Below are 25,127 nucleotides of genomic sequence, written 5' to 3'. Positions count from 1 at the left end.
CGGTTATAGGAGTAGGTTGTATTTCCTATAACGGACTAAGTGGTATATAGATGAGGTATCTAAAAGGAACATTAAGCATCGTTGTATTCTTTTTAACATTGGCGGTTGGCTATGCGCAGAGCAGTGCCGAGTTGAGGAAGCAGCGCGAGCAATTGAATAAGGAAATCGAACGCCTCAACCTAAGCCTGAAGACCACATCGAGTGATCGGAACCTTTCGCTTAAGCAGGTAAATGCACTAAATACCCAGCTGCGCCTTCGGGAAAGGAAAATCGGTACCATCACCAGTGAAATCAGGCTGATCAGCAATCAGATCGCTTCCCATAACAAAACCATCCAGAGCCTGCGCGCCCAGTTGGAAAAACTGCGCAAAGACTATGAAAACATGATCATGTTTGCATTCCGCAACCGGAATGCGCACAACAAGATGATGTTTATCTTTGCATCGAAAGATTTCAACCAAGCGTTCAAGCGGGTCAAATACCTGCAGCAATTTAATGAGTCGCGAAAGCAGCGTGCCAAAGAAATCGAAGATACCCAGCAGGAAATCGCCCTGAAGGTGGCACAGTTGGAAGCCAGCAAAAAGGAGCAGGCCACGTTACTTGCCGACCAAGAGGGCGAACGCAAGACCATTGCGCAGGAGCAAGGTGCCCAATCCAAAGTTTTGCAGGCGCTTACCCAGCAAGAGAAGGGCTTCCAGCAGGAAATCCGGAAGAAGCAGCAGGAAGATGAGCGGTTGGCCCGGGCAATCCGTACGGCCATCCAACGGGAAATTGAGGAGCAACGCCGGTTGGAAGAGGAGGCACGCAAAGCAGCGTTGGCCGTTGAGGCCGAACGCACTGGGAAGACCGTAGCCGAAGTGGAAGCCGAAAAGCCGGCTGTCCGCAAAAGTGATACGGAGGTCCTGGCCAATACGCCGGCTGCGGCTAAACTTTCTGCCGATTTCGCCGGCAACCGTGGGCGCTTGCCATGGCCCGTGCAGCAAGGCACCATTACCCAGCGCTTCGGGCGGCATACGATCGGGCGGAATGTTACGGTGGAAAATACCGGGATCACTATCCGTACCAACAACAACGCGCAGGTCCAGGCCATTTTCGATGGAACGATCATACAAGTTGCCAACATGGCTGGATCGTACGCCGTTATCATACAGCATGGTAAATACTTCACCGTTTACACCAAGCTCGGAAACCCAACGGTAAAACGTGGGCAGACGGTGCAGCGCGGGCAGGTATTGGGTACCGCGCTGGTAGATCCGCAGGATGGTACATCGGAGGTGCATTTCGAGATATGGGAAGGTGCTGCCTCGATTAATCCCGAGCCGTGGCTGGCGCAGTAAACGGCAGATTATCGCGGTTATGGGCCTGGTAACTTAGTGATAAGGAAATAAAATATTATACGTACATTTGCAGAATCGCCCGGTCTTTCGAGGGGGCGAATTTGAAAATTTTAAAACAACGGTTATGGTAGATTCAGTGTTGTTATTTCTTGGTGCCCAAGAAATTATCCTGATTGTTTTAGCGCTCCTTTTATTGTTCGGTGGCCGGAAAATCCCCGAATTGATGCGTGGCATGGGCCGCGGTATCCGAGAGTTCAAGGAAGGGCAGAAAGAGAGCCCCAAGGAAGAACTGGAAGAAAACAAGCAATAAATAGAACGTATCCAATACGGGAACGGACTTTATACCAGATTTCTGCCTTGGTGTAAAGTCCCTTTATTTTGATGGCTATCCTATCGATACTGATTTTTATCGGTGGGCCATACAATAAAAAATAAATAACTGCGTTTTCCACGTAGTATAGACTTAACCAGTATTGTATTGAATGATTCACAACAAGCTAGCCAATAGCTGAAGGGTGTAATTTATGGCATGTACATACCGATTAACAAAGCATGGTGTTGAATAAAATCTCGGCGGTTGCCGTAATCAGTTTGTTTTGTGCCTTGGTGGCACGTTCTGAGCCTTTCCCGCTTGATTCATTGACAGACGTGTTGACCCCGACGGATAGTGCGGCCCGTATGGTCAATATCCAACTGGAAGCGATTTCTGACAGCGTCAGCTTCGTTGACCTCGAGGGGAAGCTGGGTACACCGCCGATGTTCGAGTTCGTGCCCGCCACCATCGAAGGGCGTTTGGCCTATCTGCAGAAAACGGTGCCGCTTACCTACAACGACCAGGTGCAGTCTTATATCGACGTTTACAGTACCGAGCGCTATAAAAGGCATCTTTCGCAAATGATGGGGCTATCTCAGTATTATTTCCCCATTTACGAGCGTATATTTTCGGAGACTGGCGTTCCCGTAGAAATCAAATACTTATCCATCGTCGAGTCGGCGTTAAATCCCCATGCTGTGTCGCGCGTAGGGGCCACGGGCCTGTGGCAGTTTATGTTTGCTACCGCGCGCATGTACGATCTCGCCATAGACAGTTATATCGACGAACGGAAGGATCCGGTGGCGGCAAGTCGCGCAGCGGCTGCCTATTTAACTGATGCCTACAACGATTTCGGCGATTGGCTGTTGGCCATCGCCTCATACAACTGCGGCAAAGGGAATGTGCTGCGTGCTATCGAGCGATCGGGTTTGTCCAATCCCAGCTACTGGGATATCAGCCGATTCCTTCCCCGCGAAACCCGCAACTATGTGCCGGCATTCATTGCCGTCACCTACATGATGGGGTATTGTGAAGAGCATGGTATCATGCCGGCGACGACGGCCATTCCAGTGCAGACGGAGGCGGTTTGGGTGCAGAAGCACGTGCCGCTGAGCGGCGTGGCCAAGGCAATGGACGTGGAAGAGGAAATCATCAAATTGTTGAATCCTGCATATAAGAGGGGGGTGGTGAATGGTACCGCCACCGTACCTAAACGATTGGTATTGCCCGAGGCCCCTCCCCAAGCCTACCCGGCACTATACGCCGTATTGAATACGCCCAATAATCAGATGCAGGCGTCTTATGCAGCCGATACGGAGGCAAGGGGAGAATCTCATGTTGCCGTTATGCACCAGGTACGGAAGGGCGAAACACTCGGTAAGATAGCCAACCGCTACCATGTCAGTGTACAGGACCTGCGTGTATGGAACGGCCTCAAGAAAAATACGATTGTGCCGGGCCAACGGCTTCGTGTGATGACCTCCGAAGGCCAATCGCCTAAAAAAGCGACCACCCCATCCACGAACACCCCATACATCACTTACCGGGTGAGGAAAGGAGATACGTTGTCGGGCATCGCCCAGCGGTATCGCACGGCGACCGTCTCGGCCATCAAATCAGACAACGGCCTGCATAGCAGCCAGATCAAACCGGGGATGACATTGAAAATAAAAGTGAATTAGGCCCCGGCGCCCCGGTCATCAGATGAGCCAGGCGGCATCTTCGCCGCCATCGCATTCCCGGAGGTTCACGGTAACATGCTCTTTGAGGATGGTGGAAAGTTTAAGCCCCGAAAAGTCGCTGAAAATCGGAAACTTATGGTGACTGCGGTCAATCAGTACCACCGTGCGCATCTTTTTCAACGGTACGTCGAAAAACACGCCGATGCCATAAGCCAATGTGCGCCCGCTGTTTAGCACATCGTCTACCAAAATAACCGCTTTGTCTTTTGCCTGTTCGATGGGGGTATCCGTTTCGGCACGGAGCGTACTGCTCGTCTTATCCAATGTAACTTTAATCAAAGATATATCGAAAGTGGAAATCCGCTCCAATTCCGCCTTGAGCCGTTGGGCAAACACATAACCGCGGTCTGCAATCCCTACCAGCACCAACGAGGTTTCCTCGAAATTATCTTCCAGCAATTGATAGGCGATGCGGGTTGTTTTTTTTGCTATCTGCTCCTGATTAAGGACCAATACTTTCTTTGTCGACATATGCTTGGTTGTCATGCAATGGTCTGCACCCGACTTCTAGTGCATCGAGGGCGACAATGCCGATTGCTCTTCATCCGGTTCTCGGGCTGTCGCCGCGGCCAGCATCCGGCCACCATTATAGTAATAGCGTTTCCAGTAGGAGTCGTTCAAGTCGCTTATCATCACACCGCGGCTGGAGGATGCGTGTGCGAATTTATCGTCACCCATGTAAACGCCTACGTGGGTAATGTTGCGGCTGCGTATTTTGAAAAACACCAGGTCTCCGGGCATGAGTTTGTCTTTCGCAATGGGATCTACCTGTGTGTAGATGTTGCGGCTGTTGTGGCCAAGTGTCGTGTTGAAAACTTTATCGTACAGTTCATAGGCAAATCGCGAACAGTCCACCCCCCCTGTTTTGGTTTTTCCACCCAAACGGTACGGGGTGCCTATCCACTCGTAGATAAACTGGTATAGCTTGGTATTGGTAGAGGCCGACACAGCCACCCCCATTATCTGGGAGAAATAGTCTTTTGCTAAATTGTCGGGGTCCGAAGGATTTGCAGGTTGGTCGGCTGAAGTCTGTGCTTGCGACACGGCAAATAGGCAAGCGAATAGCAGGCATGCTACAATTGTTTTCCTCTTCATTAAATTGCCTTTTTATGAAACATGCAGACGTTGATTGTTCAAAGCATATTGCATATGCTAACCGTTAGCGGGCAAATCTATAGTAAATATTTCATTGATGCAAGAAAAAAAAGTGTATACTTGGACATGTTTCATATTATTCGTTTTTCGCTCGTAATAGGCCTTTTTGTAGGGAATTGTTGCCTGGCAAACGCCGGGGGGCAACGGGATACATTGAAAGTATTGGCCATCGGCAACAGTTTTTCCCAAGATGCCGTTGAGCAATACTTGCATGAGCTGGCGGCTGTAGCCGGTAAGCCGATTGTTATCGCGAATATGTACATCGGTGGGGCACCGCTGTCATTGCATTGGAGAAATGTACAAACCGATAGTGCGGCATACAGTTACCGGAAAATCGATGTGGATGGCGTTAAGACGACCAAAGAAGGGGTCAGCATCCGCACGGCTTTGCAAGACGAACAGTGGGACTATGTGTCGCTCCAGCAGGCCAGTCCATTGTCGGGGCAGTTCGATAGTTATGTAGCTCCGCTCACGGCATTGCATCACTACTTCGATAGTGCAACCGCCGGCCGTGCTCAGTACATCTGGCACCAAACCTGGGCCTATGCCGCCAACTCCACCCATTCGGGGTTTGCGAACTACCACAACGACCAACATGAAATGTACGAAGCCATCATGGAAGCATCGGCGAAGGCTGCAGAATTGGTTCCCATCGACTTGCTGGTTCCGTGCGGTACCGCAATCCAGCATGCGCGGACCAGTTTCATCGGCGATAACCTTACCCGCGACGGGTATCACCTCGACCTCCACATCGGTCGGTTCATAGCGGCGTGCACATGGTTTGAAGCGTTGTTTGGACAGCAGGCGCCCGTGGATCGCTACCGCCCGGAAGGGGTGTCGGTAGCACAAGCGGAAGTAGCGCAACGGGCGGCGCATGCCGCGCTCCTCCAGCCCTTTTCCGTCACCCAGGGTGCCTCGCCACGGCGTCCTAATATCGTGCTCATCATTTCAGACGACCATGCTTTTCAAGCAATCGGTGCTTATGGCCACGGCTTGGTAGAGACACCAAATATGGACCGGATTGCCCACGGAGGTGCCCGTTTCGGGGGTGCGTATGTGACCAATTCGATATGTGGGCCGAGCCGTGCAACATTGCTTACCGGAAAATATAGCCATAAGAACGGATTCAAAGACAACGAAACATCCACGTTCGATCATGGACAGGAGTTGTTCGTGAAAGGGCTGCAAAACATGGGCTACCAAACCGCATGGATAGGTAAGCAGCATCTCGGTGATAGCCCGCAAGGCTTTGATTATTATAGTATTTTGCCGGGTCAGGGGGCCTATTATAATCCCGATTTCATCAATACAGGCGGCCAACGGGAACACGTGGAAGGATATGTGACCAACATCATTACCGATAAGGCCGAAACGTGGTTGGACGGGCGCGATCGCGGCGAGCCCTTCTGCCTGATTATCGGCCACAAAGCAACCCACCGCACATGGTTGCCGGATACGGTCGACTTCGGCCGTTACGATCACATGGATTTTCCACTGCCGGAGACGTTTTACGACGACTACGCCGGCCGTCAGGCGGCGGCTATCCAAGAGATGAGTATCGCCAGCGACATCCGGATGGGGTACGACCTGAAGATGGAGCCGGTGGCCGATGCGGACCGAGAAGGAGCCATCAAGCGGATGAATACGGAACAACGACAGAAATTTGACGCCTACTACCAGCCCATATTTGCAGATTTCAATGCGCGTAGCCTAACCGGACATGCATTGGCGGAGTGGAAGTACCAGCGGTACATGCGTGATTACCTGAGTACGGCAGCTTCCCTAGACCGCAATATCGGACGGATATTGGATTACCTCGATGCGAACGGTTTGGCTGGAAATACCTTAGTCATATACCTTTCCGATCAGGGATTCTATTTAGGTGAACATGGATGGTTCGATAAGCGCTTTATGTACGAAGAGTCATTCCGCACACCCATGTTAGCCCGTCTACCCGGTACGATTGAGCCGGGATCGGTAGTAAACGGGTTCGTGGTGAATACCGATATCGCACCGACGGTTCTGCAGCTTGCCGGTGCAGACATACCCGCAGCCATACAAGGCATATCGATGTTGCCGCTATTCCACCACCCCGATACGACCATACGCGAGGCTATTTATTACCATTATTATGAAAACGGCGAGCATGCCGTATCGCCGCACTTCGGTGTGCGCAATGAACGCTATAAGCTCATCCGTTTCTACAAACGGGTGGATGCTTGGGAGCTTTTCGACCTCAAGGAGGACCCCAATGAACTAAACAACCTGTATGGCAAAAAGGGATATGAAGCCATTACAGCCGAGATGAGGCAATTGCTGCAATCACAGATCGAGAAATTCGAGGATCGTGAAGCGGCTGCGTTATTGGCGGCCGTTGGACGTGATTGAATCAACAGCGACCATGCGTTTCCATCACAAAAGTTTCCGTACATTCGCATAACTGAAAAGCACGAACGAGATGACAGAAGCAACGGTGACCATTATCGGATGGCTGGGATTTATTTTTTGCTCATTGGCTTACTTGCTCCTCAACCTCAAAGTATTGCGGTTTGATAACCCGCTGTACCAGGTCTTGAATGTAATCGGAGGAATCGGTTTGGTCATTAGCGCCTGCTATTTTAGGGATACGCCAAACCTTGCAGCCAACGGGATATGGGTCCTCATTGCGCTGTTCGGGATTATCCGTTATTCGCAGCAGCGCTCAAGCGTAAGACGGCGGGACCGCCAAATGATGGAGACCGAGTAAACGATACGCTTCCAGCTTGTAGTCGGCTATTTTCTCATCGAAGGTCTTTGGGTTGGCCGAAAGGCTCAGGTAAAAATAAGCGCCGTCGACCAAGGCGAAAATGAGTTCCGCAATCAGGGAAGGGTTGCCAACGTTCGTCACTCCCGCCGAGTTGCAACGCTCGATGAGCGTCGAAAGCTGCTTCCGCAGGGAGTCCGTTAGGTTCTTGTATTTTGTTTTGACTTTCTTGTCGCGGAATGTCAACGCGTAACAGCTGTAAAACAATCCATCATCGAATAACTTGTTCCACTTCCGCGAAAACAAATCGTCGACTACGGTAACCAATGCATCACGTAAGGGAATGTCGTTGTTTCTTCCTGCCCGGTATATAAGCAGGTATTTTTCCAGTATGTAGTCAATCAACGCATAGGTCAGGTCATCCTTGGTTTGAAAATAATGGATGATGAGGCTGGGGTTGATGTCCATCACTTTAGCAATCTTTGCGATGGACGTGTTTTCCAGTCCTTCCTTTTTGGCAACTTTATAGAAAACCTTGACTATTTCCAGCTGCCTGATTTCTTTTAAACTTTTTCGTCCCATGGATATGCGTCGATAATCGATTACGAAATTAAACAAAATTACATTAACTAATCTCGGTGCCAATATTAATTGTATGTTCATTCAATATTTGTTACAAGAATCAGTTTGTGCAAACGGTTGACTACTAGTAAACAATCGATTGCATGAATTTTTTTCTTGCATAATAGATTAAAAGACAATAACATTGTGCATCAATAAGGCGCTTTGATACTAACCAATAGCAGCAGCTTTAACAAATAGATAATATTGTGATTAACTAACCTTCAAACAATAGAACTATCTTTGATTATTGACTAAATGTTCAATTAATAAATAGTGTAGATTATGAAAAAAGAACGACAATGGAAAACCAGGTTTCGGCCTATTGCGGGTTGGGTGGCTCTCATTGGGATTGCGCTGCTTGCCTTACCGTTTGCGGCCGTAGCCCAGCGCCGGTTGACAGGCACGGTGACGGATCAATCGGGGCAGCCGTTGACCGGCGTGAGTGTGCTTGTTCAAGGCACCTCGTTGGGCACGGCCACAGACGAAGCGGGACGTTACGTATTGGAGAATTTGGAAAGTGGCACTACGCTGATATTCCGTGCCGTGGGTTACAAAATGCAGGAAATCCAATTTACGGGGCAACCCCATGTGGATACCGAATTGGAGACGGATGCAGGCAACTTGGACGAGGTCATCGTGGTGGGGTATGGCACGCAGCGGAAGGTCAACGTGACGGGGGCAATAGACCAGATATCGGGCAAACAGTTGGAATCTAGGCCTGTATCGAATATCATGCAAGGTTTGCAGGGGGTGAGTCCGGGCTTGAACATCACCTATGGGAATGGTAGCCCCGGTTCGATACCGAACATCAACATCCGTGGCACAACATCCATCAACGGCGGGTCGCCGCTGATCGTCATCGATGGCATCCCCGTATCCGATACTTGGGATATGATCCGGCTCAGCCCCAGTGACATTGCGTCTTATACCGTATTGCGAGATGCAGCATCGGCGGCGATATATGGTGCCAGGGCAGCGTATGGCGTCATCCTCATTACAACCAAGCAGGGAGGACAAGGGAACCAAAGTATCAACTATAACGTCACCACGGCATTCGGGCGCCCAACGGAATTGCCCGATCCGGTAACCGACCCGTATATCTTCTCGCGGGTGCTGGAAATATCCACGGACAACACGCCCTGGGACTATGTCAATTACAGCGACCAGCATTATCAATGGGCTAAAGAGCGATCGGATGACCCATCGATCCCCGATGTGCGGGTAGACCCGGATGATCCGACCCGCTGGGCTTACATGGGTGGCAACAACTGGAACAATTATTTCTTCAAGAAGGCGACGGTCTCCCAGACACACAGCCTGGCGCTTTCAGGCGGAGCTGCCATCAATGACAGGCCTGTTTCGTATTACCTTTCAGCGGACTTCACCAAGGATAACGGGTTGAACAAACTAGCCGAGGATTACTGGCAGCGGAAAGGAGTAAGGGGAAGGTTGTCGTTCTCACCGTTGGACTGGCTGAAGTTGGATAACAACATGAATGTGTACCAAACGAATATCGCCCAGCCTTATGCACGTATCACCGATTTATATTACCTGCAACCCACCGATGTTGTGAAGAACCCAGACGGCACTTGGGGGAACAACGCTGCCGGACGACTCGCGGCGCAACTCGTAGATGGCGGAAACCGGAATGAGCAGATGTTCGGCTTCCAGAATATCTTCAATGCGGTGGGTACATTTCTCAACGGAGACCTGACCGTTACCGGCGATGCCAGCTTTAAGCGTGAATACTGGCGCTACCCCCAGCATTCCAAAAAATACAAGATTGGCTACGGCCCGGACGATGTCCGTGAAGAAGGCGGAAACGGATTCGTATACGATCGGCGTGGTGAAATCCAGAATAATGTGTTCAACCTGTACGGCAATTACAGCAAGCAATTCGGTATCCATGCATTTAGCCTCACTGCCGGATATAATCAAGAAGATTACGTATGGGCTACCACCATTGCCCAGCGCGATCAGCTGATTTCCTCGACGCTACCGTACCTGCAACTTACGACGGGCGAAGCGCGTATCAACGCGGAATATAGTTCATACGCAACGAGAAGTTTCTTTGGACGGTTCAACTACACACTCAATGAACGATACATCCTCGAGGCGACCGGCCGTTACGATGGTTCGTCGCGTTTTCCGTCGACCAACCGATGGGGTTTCTTCCCTTCGGTATCCGGTGCTTGGATTGTCAGCAACGAACCGTTTTTCGAAAACTTGAAGCCGGCATTTTCGAACTGGAAGCTACGCGCTTCCTACGGTAGTTTGGGCAATCAGGCTGTGGGCGATTTCTCCTATATCCAAACCATGGGTACCGCGCTTTCCAGCTACCTGATCGATGGTTCCCAGCGTCAGATCATAACCGGGGCTCCCTCACTTACCATCGATCCCTACAACTACACATGGGAAAACGTAGCTACATTGAATTTCGGTACGGACATCGGATTGCTTCGCGATCGCATTTTCGCCGGTTTCGACTACTACATCCGTGAGACGACAGGCATGCTTACGGGGGGCGAAGAACTCCCCGCAGTGCTGGGGACAGGTGTGCCAAGCCAGAATGCTGCTGATTTGCGTACCAAAGGCTGGGAACTTTCGTTGACCTACCGGGACAATTATACGGTGGCTTCCAAACCTTTCGGACTGGAGGCCAAGTTGGTGCTTTCGGATTCGCGGGCTCATATCACGCGGTTCAAAAACGACCAACGCTTGCTTTCGTCCTATTTCGAAGGATATGAGTTCGGTACGTTGTATGGGCTGGTGAGCGACGGGTTCTTCCAGTCGCAGGAGGAAATCGAGCAATTGGACCAAACCGCAGTAATCCCATGGGGGGCATTGACCATCGTACCCGGGTGGCCAAGGTTCAAGGACCTCGACGGCAATGGCGCCATCGAACTGGGGCAGACCGAGGGTGACATGAAAGACCGTACTATCATTGGCAATACGTCCGATCGGTATCGTATCGGGTTTAACCTCAATATGGATTGGAATGGATTCGATGCTTCGGTTTTCCTACAAGGGGTGCTGAAGCGGGATTTCTATCCGCAACATTACCTGTTCTGGGGCCCTTACCAACAACCCTACGCCAATGTGTATCCATGGCACTTGGATTACTACCGGGCCGCTGACGACACCCCGGAGCAAATGGCCAAACATTCAGCTGCTTACATTGCTGCGGGATTGGCCAATGCCAATCCCGACGCCTCATACCCGGTATTGCAGTCCTGGTTAGCCGACTATAATTATGTGGGTGGAAACGGTATTCGTTCAGGGTTGGCTATACCCAATACACAGTATTTGCTTAACGGGGCTTATTTGCGGATAAAAAATATCACACTAGGCTATTCGCTTCCGCATAGGATGATCGAGCGTTGGGGGATGGGCCGGCTGCGGTTTTTCGTGACTGCCGAGAATATTTTTGAGTTTTCCGAAGTGAAGAAATTTGTGGACCCAGAGGCAATAAATAACAGCACCGACAACAGCGCTTGGGCTTATCCTTTCCAGCGTCGGTTTGCATTTGGTTTAAATCTTGGGTTTTAATTAGCTATAAATAAGATCATGAAAAGACAACATATACTGCTGTTGATCGGCTTGGCAGCCACAACCCTTTCCTGCGAAAAGGATTTCCTTGACCGCTATCCGCAGACGTCCATCACACCCGATGTGTTTTTCAATACCGAGGAAGACCTGTCCCTGTACATCAACGGCCTGCTGAGCATGCCGGATCGGGGGAGCTACCTGAACGACCAGAGCACAGACAATGCGGCGACAACCGGGGCGGTTGAAGTCAAAAACATCATGACGGGCTCACCGTCATCGCAGACCATTACCGGAGGTTGGTCATGGGGGCGCCTGCGTACCATCAATTATTTTCTGGAAAACTACCAGAAAGCGAATGTTACCGCCGAGACCAAAAACCACTATGCCGGGCTGGCTCGCTATTACCGTGCGAGGTTCTATCACGATATGGTGAAGCGCTATTCGGATGTGCCGTGGTATTCAGGTACCCTGAACCCCGGTGACGAAGAGCTTTTTAAAGCGCAGGATCCACGAGCCCTCGTGATGGACAGCGTGATGGCCGACCTCGAGTTTGCGGTGGCAAACGTGCGGGAGAGCGTGCCGACAGGCACACCCGGTAAATGGGCGGTAGCGTTCATGGAAGCCAAGATTGCATTGCACGAGGGTACTTATCGCAAATACCATCCCGAGCTGGAATTGCAAAATACGGCCGATGCCTTACTGCAGAAAGCCGCGGCAACAGCCGAAGGTATTGTTGCGGAAGGCGGGTTCAGCATCTACAACACCGGCAACCCTGCGGCCGACTATGCTGCGCTGTTCGACAGCCAAGACCTGCTAAACAATGATGAGGTGATCTTGGTAAATATTTACGACCAAACCAAAAACAGGAGCCAGAATGTCAACAGCGTGGTGTTCGGCGACTATGAGCAGTCGCCCGCGCGCGATCTCGTGCAAACGTACTTGATGGCCGATGGCTCTCCCTTTACAGACCAGGCCGGGTACGAAACATTCGGTTTCGTTGCCGAGTTTTCAGGTCGCGATCCGCGGTTAACACAGACCTTGGTTTATCCCGGTTGGGTAAGGGAGCCCGATGGCGCGCCGTATGTACAGCGGCTTAACAAGAACTTCACGGGCTATCACCAATTGAAAGGCTTTGTAAACAGTACGGACCAGGTGGTATTGAACGGCGTAGATTTTCCCGTACACCGGTATGCGGAAGTATTGTTGATATTAGCCGAGGCAAAAGCTGAGCTGGGTACGCTCACCCAAACTGATTTGGATAACACGGTGAATCTGTTGCGCGGCCGCGTGGATATGCCGCACTTGAGCCTGGCGGCCGCCAACGCGAATCCGGACCTTTTCCAGGCCGCCAAATTCCCTAGCCTTACCGGAGCAAACCAAGGTGTTATCCTCGAAATCCGCCGCGAGCGCCGTGTGGAACTCGCGTTTGAAAATTCGCGTTATGACGACCTCATGCGTTGGCATGCAGGCAAATTGCTCGAAGAGATTCCCGAAGGCATGTATTTCCCCGGTGTAGGCAATTATGATATGACGGGCGACGGCATACCGGACATCAAGCTGATTCCCGATGGCCAGACCATCCCCAGCGACAGGGAAGAAAATTCACTTGGCGTGCCATTGGTCTACTATACCATCGGTGCATTCGGTGGCAACGCAGGCGTTTATCTTCAAAACAGCGTCAACGGTGGCGTGATGGTGACCGATAATAGGGAACGTACGTTTCTGGAACCGAAATACTATTACCGGCCGGTGCCGAATACACAGCGGGTGTTGAATCCGAATCTGAGGCAATTGTTTGGCTGGGAATAATAGTTAAGACAACTCATGAGCATAAGAAAACAGGTAAGCATACTGTTTGTACTGCTGCTGGTACATGGCTTTTGTGCAGCTCAGGAAAGATTTTCGTTTGCCTTCCTTACAGACATCCACCTCAACAAAAGCCCCGGGGCCAATAGTTATGAGGGCTTGAAAAGAGCTATCCAATCAGCGGATGGTTCCGGAGCGGACTTCATTCTCACCGGGGGCGATAATGTAGACGTGGATGCGATGAAGGCCGACAGGAAAGCTGATGCTATGCAATTGTATCAGGATTACAAAGGTTTGGTCCGGGGGTCCACGCTGAATTGGTATTTCACCATCGGCAACCACGATCGGTATTGGGGGGATGGCGAGAAAGGAGGGGCCTACGGAGAAGCGTTGTTTGAGTCGTTTTTCGGGGATACGTATTACACTTTTGACCATAAAGGATGGCGATTCATCGTGCTTAACAGCACGGAGGTTTGCGAGGGGAATTACTGCATCAGTGACGCGCAATACCAATGGTTGGAGGAATTGCTGGACAATACACCCGCCGGTCAGCCCATCGTCGTCTCCACGCATGTACCGTTCCTTTCGCTCTATTACCCCGTTCTGGAGGGGCGCTATACGGCCACAGATACGTTCGGGAACCAGAAACAGGTATTCGACCGTTTTGCCGGGCACAACCTCAAGCTGGTGCTCCAGGGTCACCAGCACCTGTACGAGGAAATCAAGGTGAAGGGTGTACAGTTCATCACAGCCGGAGCGGTGTGCGCCAGCTGGTGGGGCGGAGCGTTCCATGGTACGGAAGAAGGGTACCTGCTCGTACACACCGATGGGGATGGTTTCCGTTGGGAATACGTGGATTACGGATGGGAAGTGAAAAAGTAAGCAGAAAGTGGAATTGGCGGTAAATTAACGCGAAGCATCCACGAGCCGCCAGCCGCCATTTTCTTTTTGCTCCGGCCGCCCGATGGCGATATTGGTGGAGTGGTACATCAGGAATACCCAACCCTCGGCACAGCCCTGGTCCCAGTATTCCTGCCGCAATGCCATCGATTTGCGTCCGTCATAGTCGTACTTGGCAGCGAACTGGCGGAAAAACTGCTCCGGCTCGGGAGCTTCGTCGCCCCCGAAAAAGAAATGCTCGCCGCCTGTCCGGATATGGAATACCTGGTGATGTGGGGTGTGTCCACCGGATATTTCGTAGCTGATTTCGTTGTTGAGCGCGTCGTTTCCTTCAACCAACAGCAGGTTGCCGCTTCGTTGCAGCACATCGAAAATTTCTGTTTGGTAAGAGTCTGATTTGCCACTATAGGCATCTTCCCACTCGCCACGCTGCACCACGTACTCGGCATCGGGAAAGGCCAATCGGAAATTCCCGTCGCGTGCTGTCACCATGCCGCTAGCATGGTCCTTATGGAGATGCGAAAGTAACACATATCGCACGTCAGCGGGATCAAACCCCGTTTTCCGGATGTTGTCGTGCAATTCAAGGCCCCCTTCCGCATTCGTATGGCCTATACCGGTATCGAGCAGGAGCAACCCATTGGCCGATTCAATCAGAAACGGGTGCACATGGATAAAAAGAGAGCCTGGCCGGTCTTTTTTGCTGTCTTTGCTGGCATCAAAGGGGATGAACTTTTTGGAAGAATCTACGGAAAATGAGCCTTCGAATAAGGAATGTGCTTGCATGTTTTTATCTTTACCCTTTCGTAGTGCACAAACTTAGATAAATTTGCCTTCTTTGCAAACCTCGTGGGTTGCAGGAAAAGCAAGGTATCGATTTCTCCGGCTGGTATGGGGAACGGCGACGCCCGCCAGAACACCACCGGGGTAAAGAAATTGTGCAAGTGAAGAAACAGCGTTTATAGACGAAATATATGCAAAAAAGATGGGCAATCGGTTCCTGTCATGACGAGGCCGCGGCACAGCAATTGGGCGAAGATTTAGGTATCCATCGGGTGCTGGCCGGGTTGCTGATAAGCAGGGGGGTCGATAACTTTGAAGATGCGCGGAACTTTTTTAAGCCGGATCTGTCGTCGCTTCACGATCCTTTTCTCATGAAAGACATGGACAAGGCCATCGCCCGGATCGAGAAGGCCATAGGCAATAAGGAAAAGGTGCTCATTTACGGAGACTATGACGTGGATGGCACTACCGCAGTGGCCGTTGTTTATAGTTTTTTCAGGCAGTTCCATTCGGGCTTGGAGTTCTACCTGCCCGATCGATATGCGGAAGGGTATGGTATTTCCAAGCAAGGTATCGACTATGCCGCTGAAAACGGGTTCACATTGGTTATCGCATTGGATTGCGGTATCAAAGCGCTCGATAAAGTGGACTATGCGCGTGAGCTGGGCATTGACTTCATCATCGGCGACCACCACCTTCCGGGTGATGATCTGCCTAACGCGGTGGCCGTATTGGACCCCAAACGCAACGATTGCCCCTATCCCTATAAAGAGCTGCCCGGATGCGGCATCGGATTCAAGATCGTGCAGGCCTTTGTGCAGAAAAACAACATGGACATCAACCGTTGCTACCAATACCTTGATCTGGTTGCGGTAGGCATCGCCTCCGATATTGTGCCGATTTCCGGCGAGAACCGGATACTAGCCCACTATGGGCTCATTAAGCTCAATACGAATCCATGTTGCGGATTGCAGTCGTTGATTGACCTCTCAACCCATCGCAGCGGCCATTTTACCGTGAATGACATCATTTTCCAGATCGGACCCCGCATCAACGCAGCCGGGCGGATAGACCATGCGAAAGACGCGGTTAAATTATTGATTTCAAAATCACTGCAAGAGGCAGGGGAATACAGCCAGCGCATCGACGTACAGAATACCCAGCGGAAAGATTTCGATCTCCGTATCACGGAGGAGGCACTTGCCATCATCGATGGGGACGAAGCGCTTAGGAAGCGGAAGACGACGGTCGTTTTCCAGCCCGGTTGGCATAAAGGCGTCATCGGTATCGTAGCCACACGGCTCACCGAAAAATATTACCGGCCTACCGTCGTCCTCACCCAAACCAACGGGCATGTTTCCGGCTCTGCCCGGTCGGTAGTCGGGTTCGACCTGTATGAGGCCTTGAGTGCATGCAGCGATTTGCTCGATCAATTCGGCGGGCATAAGTACGCCGCTGGGCTTACGATGAGGCCGGAGAACATCGCCCTTTTCCAGGAGCGTTTCGAAAGCGTGGTGGGGGCGAGTATCCTCCCCGGCATGCTGCAACGGGAAATAGGAGTGGATGCGGTACTTGAATTTACCGAGATAGACGCCAAATTTTTCCGTATTTTGCGTCGATTCGAGCCGTTCGGCCCCCAGAATGAGGCGCCGCTTTTCATGAGTAGGCAAGTAGGCGTTTTGGGTACGGCTGCTGTCGTTGGTGGCACCCACCTCAAAATGACCGTTATGCAACCGGGGTCCCCCCGCTTTGACTGCATCGGTTTCGGTCTGGCGGAGTATGCAGAAGCCATCAATACACATCGTCCATTTGACATGTGCTACACGATCGAAGAAAATGTCTGGCGCGATAAACGCAGCCTGCAATTGAATATAAAAGATATACGGATTTAGTCTGGCAAACAGCAAACAGCAAATAGCAAACAGCAAACAGCAAAAGGCAAAGAGCAAACAGCAAAAAAGTGATATTAAGAGCAGAACACCTTATCAAGAAATACCGCCAGCGTACGGTGGTAAACGATGTCTCTTTCGAAGTGGGGCAGGGTGAAATCGTGGGGCTATTGGGGCCCAACGGGGCTGGAAAAACTACGTCGTTCTATATGATTGTAGGGCTGATCAAACCCAACGAAGGCCACGTATACTTAGACGGCGAGGAAATCACCGAAGATCCCATGTATCGCAGGGCGCAGAAGGGAATCGGTTATTTGGCACAAGAAGCGTCGGTATTCCGGAAGTTATCAGTAGAGAACAACATCATGGCCGTACTGGAAATCCATCACCCGGATAGGGAAGAACGGAAGGAGAAGCTGGAGGAGCTGTTGGCCGAGTTCAGTTTGAACCGTGTACGGAAAAACCGGGGTGATTTGTTGTCCGGCGGTGAACGGCGCCGTACGGAAATAGCGCGGGCCCTGGCTGCCAAGCCGAATTTTATCCTGCTTGATGAACCGTTTGCAGGTGTCGATCCCATTGCGGTAGAAGAAATCCAAACCATTGTGTCAAAGCTGAAGCACCGCAATATCGGTATCCTCATCACGGATCACAACGTACAGGAAACGTTGTCGATTACCGACCGCGCATACCTACTCACAGAAGGAAAAATAATGCTCGCCGGCACACCGGAGGAAATCGCTGTGAACGAGATGGCCCGCAAGTTTTACCTCGGCCGGAATTTTGAGTTGCGCCGAAAAAAGCTTTAGTGATTTAGATTTACAATTGCCAGGAACTTACGACAAACGACTTAGGACTTACGACTAATTAGGGACTTACGACTAAAAAATGGCCATCATCAATTCGATATTCACCTGGCTTATGAAAAAGCGCATCCACCAGATTGAGCTTTTCATGAAATATCCGCATGAGGTCCAGGAGGAATGGTTCCAAAGCCTTATTTCCGCTGCCGAGGCCACCGAATGGGGCAGAAAATACGACTACAATTCCATACTCACCGTAGAGACCTATAAAGAGCGTGTTCCCATACAGGATTACAACAGCCTCAAACCGTATATAGACCGCATGATTAAGGGCGAGCAGAATATCCTTTGGCCCTCGGATATCAAGTGGTTCGCCAAATCATCGGGCACCACGGCTGACCGGAGCAAATTTATCCCGGTGAGCGAGGAGGCGCTGGAAGATTGCCACTACCAAGGTGGAAAAGACATGCTCTCCGTGTACTGCCACAACCGGCCCGATACCAAGATACTGACGGGGAAATCGATGGTTCTGGGCGGGAGTTCCCAGATCAATAACTTCCAGTCCGATTCCTATTACGGCGACCTCTCGTCCATCATCCTCCGCAACCTCCCCTTTTGGGCAGAGACCCACCGCACCCCCGATTTGGAAACCGCCCTCAACCCCAATTTTGAAGAGAAGATAGAAACCGTGGCGCAGCTCTCTATACACGAGAATGTAACCAACCTCTCGGGCGTACCTACGTGGTACGTGGTACTGGCCAAACGGATGCTCGAAATCACGGGGAAGGATAACCTCCTTGAAATCTGGCCCAACCTAGAGTTCTACAGCCATGGCGGTGTCAGTTTCAAACCCTATCGTGAGCTTTTCAAGAAGCTAGTGCCATCCGACAGCATGTATTACCTGGAAAATTACAATGCTTCCGAAGGCTATTTTGCGCTGCAGGACCAATCCGATTCCGAAGACCTGCTGCTCATGCTCGATTACGGTATATACTATGAGTTCCTTCCTGTCGAGAACCTCTTTGATGAGCATCCGAAAACGGTGGGCCTGGACGAGGTGGTGCTCGGTAAAAATTATGCGCTGGTCATTTCCACCAATGCGGGGCTGTGGCGCTATATGGTAGGCGATACGATCAAATTTACAACCTTGCATCCCTACCGCATCCAAGTTACGGGGCGCACCAAGCAGTTTATCAATACATTTGGCGAAGAAGTTATCGTAGACAATGCCGACGAGGCGTTGCAGCGGGCCTGCGCGGCAACGGGGGCGAGCCTACGCGACTATACCGCCGGCCCCGTCTATTTTAGTGATGGCAACGCAGGTGCCCATGAGTGGGTCGTTGAATTTGAAGAGCAGCCCGACGATTTCGATCGGTTCTGCCAAGTGATGGATACCACCCTGCGGGAAGTCAATTCAGACTATGATGCCAAGCGATTCAATAACCTGGCCTTGCGTTTCCCGATCATCCACAACGCCCCCGACGGTACGTTTTACCGTTGGATGAAATCGAGGGGCAAACTCGGTGGCCAGAATAAGGTGCCCCGGTTGGCAAACGACCGCACGTATCTCGAAGGTATTTTGGCGCAACTGAAAGGAACTTAATCCGTTTACCATTCCTTATACGTACCTTTGTGGGCTTATGGCAAACATCATCGCAATAGTAGGACGCCCCAATGTCGGTAAATCCACCCTGTATAACCGGCTGACGGAGAGCCGGCGGGCGATCGTAGACGATTTCAGCGGCGTGACGCGTGATCGGCATTACGGACAGGGCGAATGGATCGGCCAGAAGTTTATCGTGGTCGATACCGGCGGTTATGTGCATGGGTCCGACGACGTGTTCGAGTCGGCTATCCGCGAGCAGGTGATGATTGCCATTGAGGAAGCCTCGGTGATCCTCTTTATGGTGGACGTGACCACGGGCATCACCGATCTGGACGATGCCATTGCCGACGTACTGCGGCGCAGCAAAAAGCCGGTTTTCGTGGTGGTCAATAAGGTAGACCATCCGCTACTGCAACAAGAAGCCAGCATCTTCTACAGTTTCGGGCTGGGCGAAATATATCCCCTTTCGTCCATGACGGGCTCTGGCACCGGCGAGTTGCTGGATGAGGTGGTCACGCACTTCGAACCGGAAGAAGAGGAGGAAGACGACCGACCGAAATATACCATCGTAGGTAGGCCCAACGTAGGTAAATCTTCCCTCATCAATGCGCTGATAGGCAAGGAACGCAATATTGTTACACCCGTAGCCGGTACTACAAGGGATTCCATTCGCATCCATTACAATCAATACGGACATGATTTCACCCTGATTGATACGGCCGGCCTGCGGCGCAAGACCAAAGTGAAGGAGAATATCGAGTTCTATTCGGTGATGCGGACCATCAAAGCGCTCGAAGAATCGGATGTCGTCATTCTCATGCTGGATGCCACCGAAGGTATTGAGGCCCAAGACATCAATATTTTCCATTTGGCCGAGAAGAACCGGAAGGGGGTTGTTATCCTGGTCAATAAATGGGACCTGATTGAAAAAAACAACAAAACCACCAAGGTTTTTGAAGAACTCATCCGGGAGAAGATAGCCCCTTTTACCGATGTGCCCATCATCTTCACATCGGTCACGGAGAAGCAACGTATTTTCAAGGCAATCGAAGCCGCGTCAAAGGTGTATGAAAATAAGGTAAAGAAGGTGTCTACCTCGAAGTTGAACGAGGTGATGCTGCCCATCATCGAAAGTTATCCCCCCCCAGCTACCAAGGGGAAATACATCAAAATAAAGTATGTAACGCAAGTGGGTGCCCGATCGCCGATGTTTGCCTTTTTCTGTAACCTTCCGCAATACATCAAAGAGCCGTACAGGCGGTTTGTAGAAAATAAGCTGCGCGAGCATTTTGATTTTGAAGGGGTGCCCGTGGAGGTTTATTTCCGGCAGAAGTAATCCGGATATATAAAAAGAGGCCATCCTTTTGTGAGATGGCCGCTTGCTTTGGCACAACAAATGCCTACTTACAGGATGTTCTTGTCGATGTGGTCGTTGAGCCGTTCAGTCCTGCGGTATATCTTTTCCGATCGTTCGTGCAGCGCGGTGTACAGGTCCAAAACAGCTTCGCCATAATCAAAGTATTCGGACTGCAGGTCGGTCACCTCACCCACCGCGCCGAAAAACTCCTGCTGGTCGCGGTCGAGGGTCACGATATCCACCGACACCTCCTCATACTGTCGAAACACTTGGTGGATTAAGTCGCTGCCCCTGTCGTCCTCCTCGTCAAACCAGTTTTCGTTTTCGTAGATGAAGTCGGCCCACGCATTGAACCATTCCTGTTCGGCAACGACCAGGCCGTGCAGTTCCACCAGACCCTTATTATGCGCGATAACGTCATTGTTTCATAGGGAAAGTATAGGCAACCTACAGGCATATTGCTTATCTTCTGCACACCTCACTGGAAGCCTACCTGAAAACAGCGGTGAAGTGCCAGGTGTACGAAGCGTAAACAATTGCCAATTGGCGACTGCTAAGGTGGTCGATAGGTTGGTTACTAGGAACAATAGAGGGGCTGGTTGAGGTGGATTTGCTCCATCATCCGTAGCCTTGTAATTAGGTTTCAAAAGCTGTTGCATCATTGCATATGGAGGCCTTTCTCATAATAGGGGTACAGATACCATGATTTCCGTCCCCTGATTTCCAGACTGGATGTCCAACTCGCCATTTAAGATGTTTACCCGCCGTTGGATGGATGCTAAGCCCATCGCCGATTTTCCACGTGGTTGGGATTGCTTAACCAATCCGCGACCATTGTCTTTTACTGTCAGGACAAGGCGATCGATTTCTTCGTATATCAGAATATCCACGCCGGTCGCTTTCGCGTGTTTGATGATGTTGGTAATCGCCTCTTGGATAATACGTAGCAGGGTGATGCGGGTGTTCACGCCAACGCGGGCCAGTGCTCCCGAGTCGATGTGGATGGTTTTGATATAACGGCTGTTGGGCAGTGCACTGTTGGCCAATGTGTTGATGCGGTGCTCGAACGACTGGTCCTCCTGGCCTTCTGTGGCGCTGAACCAGGCGTGGCTTTTGTTTCGGGCTACTTTGTAAGCATGCGATACGTCCGACTGCAGTGTATTCAGTTTGTGTTTAAGTGCCGGATCACTGGCATCCAACATCAATACCTCCAGTTGGTGCCGAATGGCCGCGATGGATGCGGAAAGGCCGTCGTGGAGGTCCTGCCCCAGTCGCTGCTGTTCTTCTTTTACGGCCTGTTGTTTTTCTTCCTCCATGGCGATGACCTGCATGTTGGCTGCGTTATTGAGGGCTTCTATTTGTTCTTTCGCCTTACGGCTACGGCGCAGCATGATCAGGTAAATGGCAAGTACGCTTACAGCGGCAATGGATGAGATCACAACCAACCATAGCGTGCGTTTACGTTTCACCTGCTCAGCCCGTTGAAGGGCAATAGCGTTGTGTTCGGCTTGCGTAAAAGCATAGAGTAAATCACTCGATTCGGACATCAGGTTTGCCTGCAAATCGCGTTCGTGCTGCAGCGCCTCGAGGAGGTAATTGTAGGCGCTGCGGTATTCACCCTTCAGGGATGCTAGGTCAGCCCTGAACTCCGACACGTCAGCGCTTTGACTTTTGCCGAAATTCGGAGATGATGCATATTTTTCAATATAATACCGTAGGCTGTCTGTATTGCCCAATTTTTTATGATTTTCGATGCGAAAGCGGACCAAGTTAATGTCGATAAAGTTAGTTGCTTGGTCTTTGTAGGTGGTTTTCAGTTGTTCCATACGGTTGAGGAGCTGGCTGGCATCGTGGTACCGCCGTTCGAAGTCGGCTACGGAGTGCTCGATGTCGATCATCAACATATCATTGTACAACAGTTGGGGCCTGCTAAGCGAATCGTTGTGTTGTAGGAGTGTGCCGATTTGGTTGGCCAGCAACGCTGCGTTACGCACGGATGCCGTATCATTCAATTTGATGTATCCGGTTACCACCGGCGATAGGACATACATGGCGTTAAGTCCAACCGAGTTGTCGACACCACCTTCTCGCAAGAGCTCAGGCAGGCTCTCCAGATAGCTGCGCTCGCTTTCGAATACGGCGATGACCTTATCGTAAAGCCGGAGTTCCTGGTAGATTTTGGTGAGTTGCAGCTGCGCGATCAACGGGTGTTCTTCGCCAATTTCTTTATAGGCTTCGGCAACCTTTTCGGCATAATAAATGGAGGCCCCTTTTTGTTTCGCCATCCGTGCGTTGTTGAAAAACAAGTAATGGTAACTGACACGACCACGCCCATATTGTGGGTCGCTCCAAGCGATATCTTCATACAGGCCGAGCAGGTCTACCAATTTGTTGGTCTCGAAACGCTTGCCTTCAGACAATAGCTGATGCACCAAAGAATCAGCCTTTGCCAGGTATTGATCTGCCGTCAACTGGTGTGCATGGTATTTCTTGTTTAACTTTTCGAATTCCTGTTCTGCTTTTGAATCCGGTTCAGTAAGCGGGGATTGGCCGATCGCTTTCGCTGTTACCAGCGCCGCGACAAGTGTAAAACAAACCATGACTACGAGGGTGTAGTACAGTGTTTTCCGTTTTTTGAAGGGGCAGGGGTTACATGGATACATTTAGGTGTTCATTTGCGTGATCGAAGTGGCGATAATCAAAAGGCATGGTCACGATGATTTCGGTACCTTCTTCCCCCGAACGGATGTCGAATTCGCCGGCCAGTAGGTTAACACGCCGTTGGATGGAGTTCAGCCCAATTGCCGATTTCCCACGAGGGTCGGTTTGTTTGCCCAATCCGCGGCCGTTGTCTTTGACCGTCATGACCAGGCGCTCGATTTCTTCATAAATCAGAATGTCCACCCGGGTAGCTCTCGCATGTTTGATGATGTTGGTAATTGCTTCCTGGATGACGCGCAGTAGGATGATGCGGGAGTTTGTATCCACCCGGAGCAACGAACCCTCATCAATATGGATGGTCTTTTGGTAGCGGCTATCCGGCAGCGCGGTATCCACCAACGCATTGATTCTGTTCTCGAACAACTGTTCTTCCTGACCTTCCGTGGCGCTGAACCAGTCATGGCTTTTGTTCCGGGCTACTTCGTAAGCATGGGTGACCTCCGACCGGAGCTTGGTCAGTTTGCTTTTCAGCACTTCATCATCGCTGTCGACAGCGAGTACTTCCAATGTGTGGCGGATGGCCGCGATGGATGAGGAAAGACCGTCGTGGAGGTCCTGTCCCAGCCGCTGTTGTTCTTCTTTCACTGCCTGGTGCTTCGCTTCCTCCATGGCGATGATTTGCATGTTGGCGGCATTGTTCAGCGCTTCCACCTGTTCTTTCGCTTTCCGGTTGCGGCGGAGCATGGTGAGATAAATGGCGAGCACAATGATTGATGCAGCGAATGAAATAGCAACTAGCCATAGGGTGCGTCGCGCGTTCTCCGCACTCAATAATCTGTTGTCATCCTGTATGGCGTTGAAGCGAACATAGTCACTGATGAATTTCTTTGACTTTTCCCATTCGGCCGCCATCGACTTTTCCAATGCTTCATGCACCTTGATGATTTCATCCTTGTCACCAAGGTGCTCAGCAACTTCCAAAGCATTATTCAGAATATAGATTTCCAAAGATCTGTCTCCACTTTTCTGTGACACTTCATAAGCCTGGTAACAATGGTCAAGTGCCATTTTGGGGTCGGTGTCGCAATAGCCAACCATAAGGAAGTGTGCATTAATTTCCTGATTAGGGTTGCCAGTACGTTGTGCATCGGCTATTAGTTGCCGTACAAGTGGCAATGCTTCCTGCTTCTGACCATTTAAAATTAGCACACGGACTTGCCAAAGCTGGTTATATGCCAACATGCGTTCATCATTATAGCTGTCGGCGATTTCCGTAGATTTGCGCAGATAGTAATCAATGCTATCTTCAGCAAGGTCCGGGCCCCGGTTGACATAGCTCATGTAGACTTCAGACATGATGCTGTCTTTTTTCAGCCTTTTTCCGGTTTGGATAGCCATGTTCAACAGTGATACAATCTCATCCCGATCGGATATGCCTTTGTTTTGAACTTCGACCATATCCAGGTACACCCGTATAATTTGCTCGGTATTATTGCGTTGCTGGTAGTATGATAGTGTTTTTCCAAGCAACTCCAGCGATTCTGCGTATAACCCACGTTTGAAAAAAGCATAGGCAACCAAAAGGTCTGCATCTGCTTGCCCTTGCTGGTACCGTATATCGGTTGCTATGCGCCTGGCCTCCATTCCGTAGTAAAAACAGCTGTCTACGTTTCGGCTTCGGTAAAGTGTTCCCAACCGATTTAAGCTGTTAACCTTGCTAACGCTATCCGAGGCCGATGATAGCTTGTACCGCTCTTGCGCTATCTGTTTCATTTGGCCTAGCGCGTTGTTATTAAAAAAACAAAAGAGGAGTAGGTGTATAAAAGCGATACGTACTGGTCGTTGCATGATGAGCAGATCTA

At 50.8% G+C, this 25,127-nt stretch carries 19 protein-coding genes; 12 read left to right on the top strand and 7 right to left on the bottom strand.

The genetic code is table 11. From position 1 onward, the window contains the following. Positions 1–50 precede the first annotated feature (50 nt). The 3 genes from ACEVG1_RS08840 (at position 51) to ACEVG1_RS08830 (ending at position 3,332) form a co-directional block, all read left to right on the top strand. Positions 51–1,337, top strand: coding sequence for a murein hydrolase activator EnvC (locus tag ACEVG1_RS08840; protein ID WP_374743295.1), 1,287 nt, complete (start codon positions 51–53; stop codon positions 1,335–1,337). Positions 1,338–1,461: 124 nt separating this feature from the next. Then, positions 1,462–1,647 carry a twin-arginine translocase TatA/TatE family subunit gene (gene tatA / locus ACEVG1_RS08835; RefSeq protein ID WP_374743294.1) on the top strand — a complete coding sequence of 62 codons (186 nt, stop codon included), beginning with the start codon at positions 1,462–1,464 and terminating at the stop codon, positions 1,645–1,647. 242 nt (positions 1,648–1,889) lie between these two features. Then, a complete protein-coding gene (locus tag ACEVG1_RS08830; protein WP_374743292.1) occupies positions 1,890–3,332 on the top strand; it encodes a LysM peptidoglycan-binding domain-containing protein in 1,443 nt (480 codons plus the stop codon). Between the two features lie 18 nt (positions 3,333–3,350). Here the strand turns inward: ACEVG1_RS08830 and ACEVG1_RS08825 are convergent, their stop codons facing one another. Beyond that, positions 3,351–3,863 carry a phosphoribosyltransferase family protein gene (locus ACEVG1_RS08825; RefSeq protein WP_374743291.1) on the bottom strand — a complete coding sequence of 171 codons (513 nt, stop codon included), beginning with the start codon at positions 3,861–3,863 and terminating at the stop codon, positions 3,351–3,353. 36 nt (positions 3,864–3,899) lie between these two features. Beyond that, a complete protein-coding gene (locus tag ACEVG1_RS08820; protein WP_374743290.1) occupies positions 3,900–4,487 on the bottom strand; it encodes a C40 family peptidase in 588 nt (195 codons plus the stop codon). Between the two features lie 126 nt (positions 4,488–4,613). Here ACEVG1_RS08820 and ACEVG1_RS08815 point away from each other — a divergent pair, with 126 nt between their 5' ends. Continuing rightward, positions 4,614–6,935 (top strand): DUF4886 domain-containing protein, encoded by a 2,322-nt coding sequence (locus ACEVG1_RS08815; protein ID WP_374743289.1) that lies wholly within the window; start codon positions 4,614–4,616, stop codon positions 6,933–6,935. A 70-nt stretch (positions 6,936–7,005) separates the two neighbouring features. Next, complete coding sequence (locus ACEVG1_RS08810) at positions 7,006–7,293, top strand: hypothetical protein (protein ID WP_374743288.1); 288 nt, start codon at positions 7,006–7,008, stop codon at positions 7,291–7,293. Here the strand turns inward: ACEVG1_RS08810 and ACEVG1_RS08805 are convergent. Next, positions 7,249–7,872 carry a TetR family transcriptional regulator gene (locus ACEVG1_RS08805; RefSeq protein WP_374743287.1) on the bottom strand — a complete coding sequence of 208 codons (624 nt, stop codon included), beginning with the start codon at positions 7,870–7,872 and terminating at the stop codon, positions 7,249–7,251. The genes ACEVG1_RS08810 and ACEVG1_RS08805 overlap by 45 nt on opposite strands. Positions 7,873–8,196: 324 nt before the next feature. On the opposite strand from ACEVG1_RS08805, the gene ACEVG1_RS08800 reads away from it, so the two are divergent. Genes ACEVG1_RS08800 through ACEVG1_RS08790 form a run of 3 tightly spaced genes read left to right on the top strand, consistent with a single transcriptional unit; the run spans position 8,197 to position 14,151 of the window. Then, positions 8,197–11,463 (top strand): SusC/RagA family TonB-linked outer membrane protein, encoded by a 3,267-nt coding sequence (locus ACEVG1_RS08800; RefSeq protein WP_374743286.1) that lies wholly within the window; start codon positions 8,197–8,199, stop codon positions 11,461–11,463. An 18-nt stretch (positions 11,464–11,481) separates the two neighbouring features. Beyond that, positions 11,482–13,272, top strand: coding sequence for a RagB/SusD family nutrient uptake outer membrane protein (locus tag ACEVG1_RS08795; RefSeq protein ID WP_374743285.1), 1,791 nt, complete (start codon positions 11,482–11,484; stop codon positions 13,270–13,272). Positions 13,273–13,287: 15 nt separating this feature from the next. Beyond that, entirely contained in the window at positions 13,288–14,151 is an 864-nt protein-coding gene (locus tag ACEVG1_RS08790; protein WP_374743284.1) for a metallophosphoesterase, read from the top strand. A 24-nt stretch (positions 14,152–14,175) separates the two neighbouring features. Here the strand turns inward: ACEVG1_RS08790 and ACEVG1_RS08785 are convergent, their stop codons facing one another. Then, positions 14,176–14,955, bottom strand: coding sequence for an MBL fold metallo-hydrolase (locus tag ACEVG1_RS08785; protein ID WP_374743283.1), 780 nt, complete (start codon positions 14,953–14,955; stop codon positions 14,176–14,178). A 188-nt stretch (positions 14,956–15,143) separates the two neighbouring features. Between ACEVG1_RS08785 and recJ the strand changes: the two genes are divergently transcribed. The 4 genes from recJ to der all read left to right on the top strand — a co-directional run bounded on the left by recJ (position 15,144) and on the right by der (position 20,583). Further along, positions 15,144–16,844, top strand: coding sequence for a single-stranded-DNA-specific exonuclease RecJ (gene recJ, locus ACEVG1_RS08780; RefSeq protein ID WP_374743281.1), 1,701 nt, complete (start codon positions 15,144–15,146; stop codon positions 16,842–16,844). Between the two features lie 68 nt (positions 16,845–16,912). Then, positions 16,913–17,647, top strand: coding sequence for an LPS export ABC transporter ATP-binding protein (lptB, locus tag ACEVG1_RS08775; protein WP_374743280.1), 735 nt, complete (start codon positions 16,913–16,915; stop codon positions 17,645–17,647). A gap of 79 nt (positions 17,648–17,726) precedes the next feature. Further along, positions 17,727–19,244, top strand: coding sequence for a GH3 auxin-responsive promoter family protein (locus ACEVG1_RS08770; RefSeq protein ID WP_374743278.1), 1,518 nt, complete (start codon positions 17,727–17,729; stop codon positions 19,242–19,244). A gap of 37 nt (positions 19,245–19,281) precedes the next feature. Then, on the top strand, positions 19,282–20,583 hold the full coding sequence (gene der, locus ACEVG1_RS08765) for a ribosome biogenesis GTPase Der (protein WP_374743277.1): 1,302 nt from the start codon (positions 19,282–19,284) through the stop codon (positions 20,581–20,583). 68 nt (positions 20,584–20,651) lie between these two features. On the opposite strand, the gene ACEVG1_RS08760 is transcribed toward der, so the two are convergent. From ACEVG1_RS08760 to ACEVG1_RS08750, 3 genes are all read right to left on the bottom strand, one after another. Further along, positions 20,652–20,996 carry a hypothetical protein gene (locus ACEVG1_RS08760; protein WP_374743276.1) on the bottom strand — a complete coding sequence of 115 codons (345 nt, stop codon included), beginning with the start codon at positions 20,994–20,996 and terminating at the stop codon, positions 20,652–20,654. 288 nt (positions 20,997–21,284) lie between these two features. Further along, on the bottom strand, positions 21,285–23,267 hold the full coding sequence (locus tag ACEVG1_RS08755) for a sensor histidine kinase (RefSeq protein ID WP_374743275.1): 1,983 nt from the start codon (positions 23,265–23,267) through the stop codon (positions 21,285–21,287). Further along, complete coding sequence (locus ACEVG1_RS08750; protein WP_374743274.1) at positions 23,254–25,038, bottom strand: sensor histidine kinase; 1,785 nt, start codon at positions 25,036–25,038, stop codon at positions 23,254–23,256. The genes ACEVG1_RS08755 and ACEVG1_RS08750 overlap by 14 nt, the downstream gene beginning before the upstream one ends. Between the last annotated feature and the right edge of the window lie 89 nt (positions 25,039–25,127).

This window comes from Parapedobacter sp. 2B3 (assembly GCF_041925275.1).
Taxonomy (GTDB): Bacteria; Bacteroidota; Bacteroidia; order Sphingobacteriales; family Sphingobacteriaceae; genus Parapedobacter; species Parapedobacter pyrenivorans_A.
Note: the sequence above shows the minus strand (reverse complement) of the source record. Positions and strands in the feature narration are given on the sequence as shown.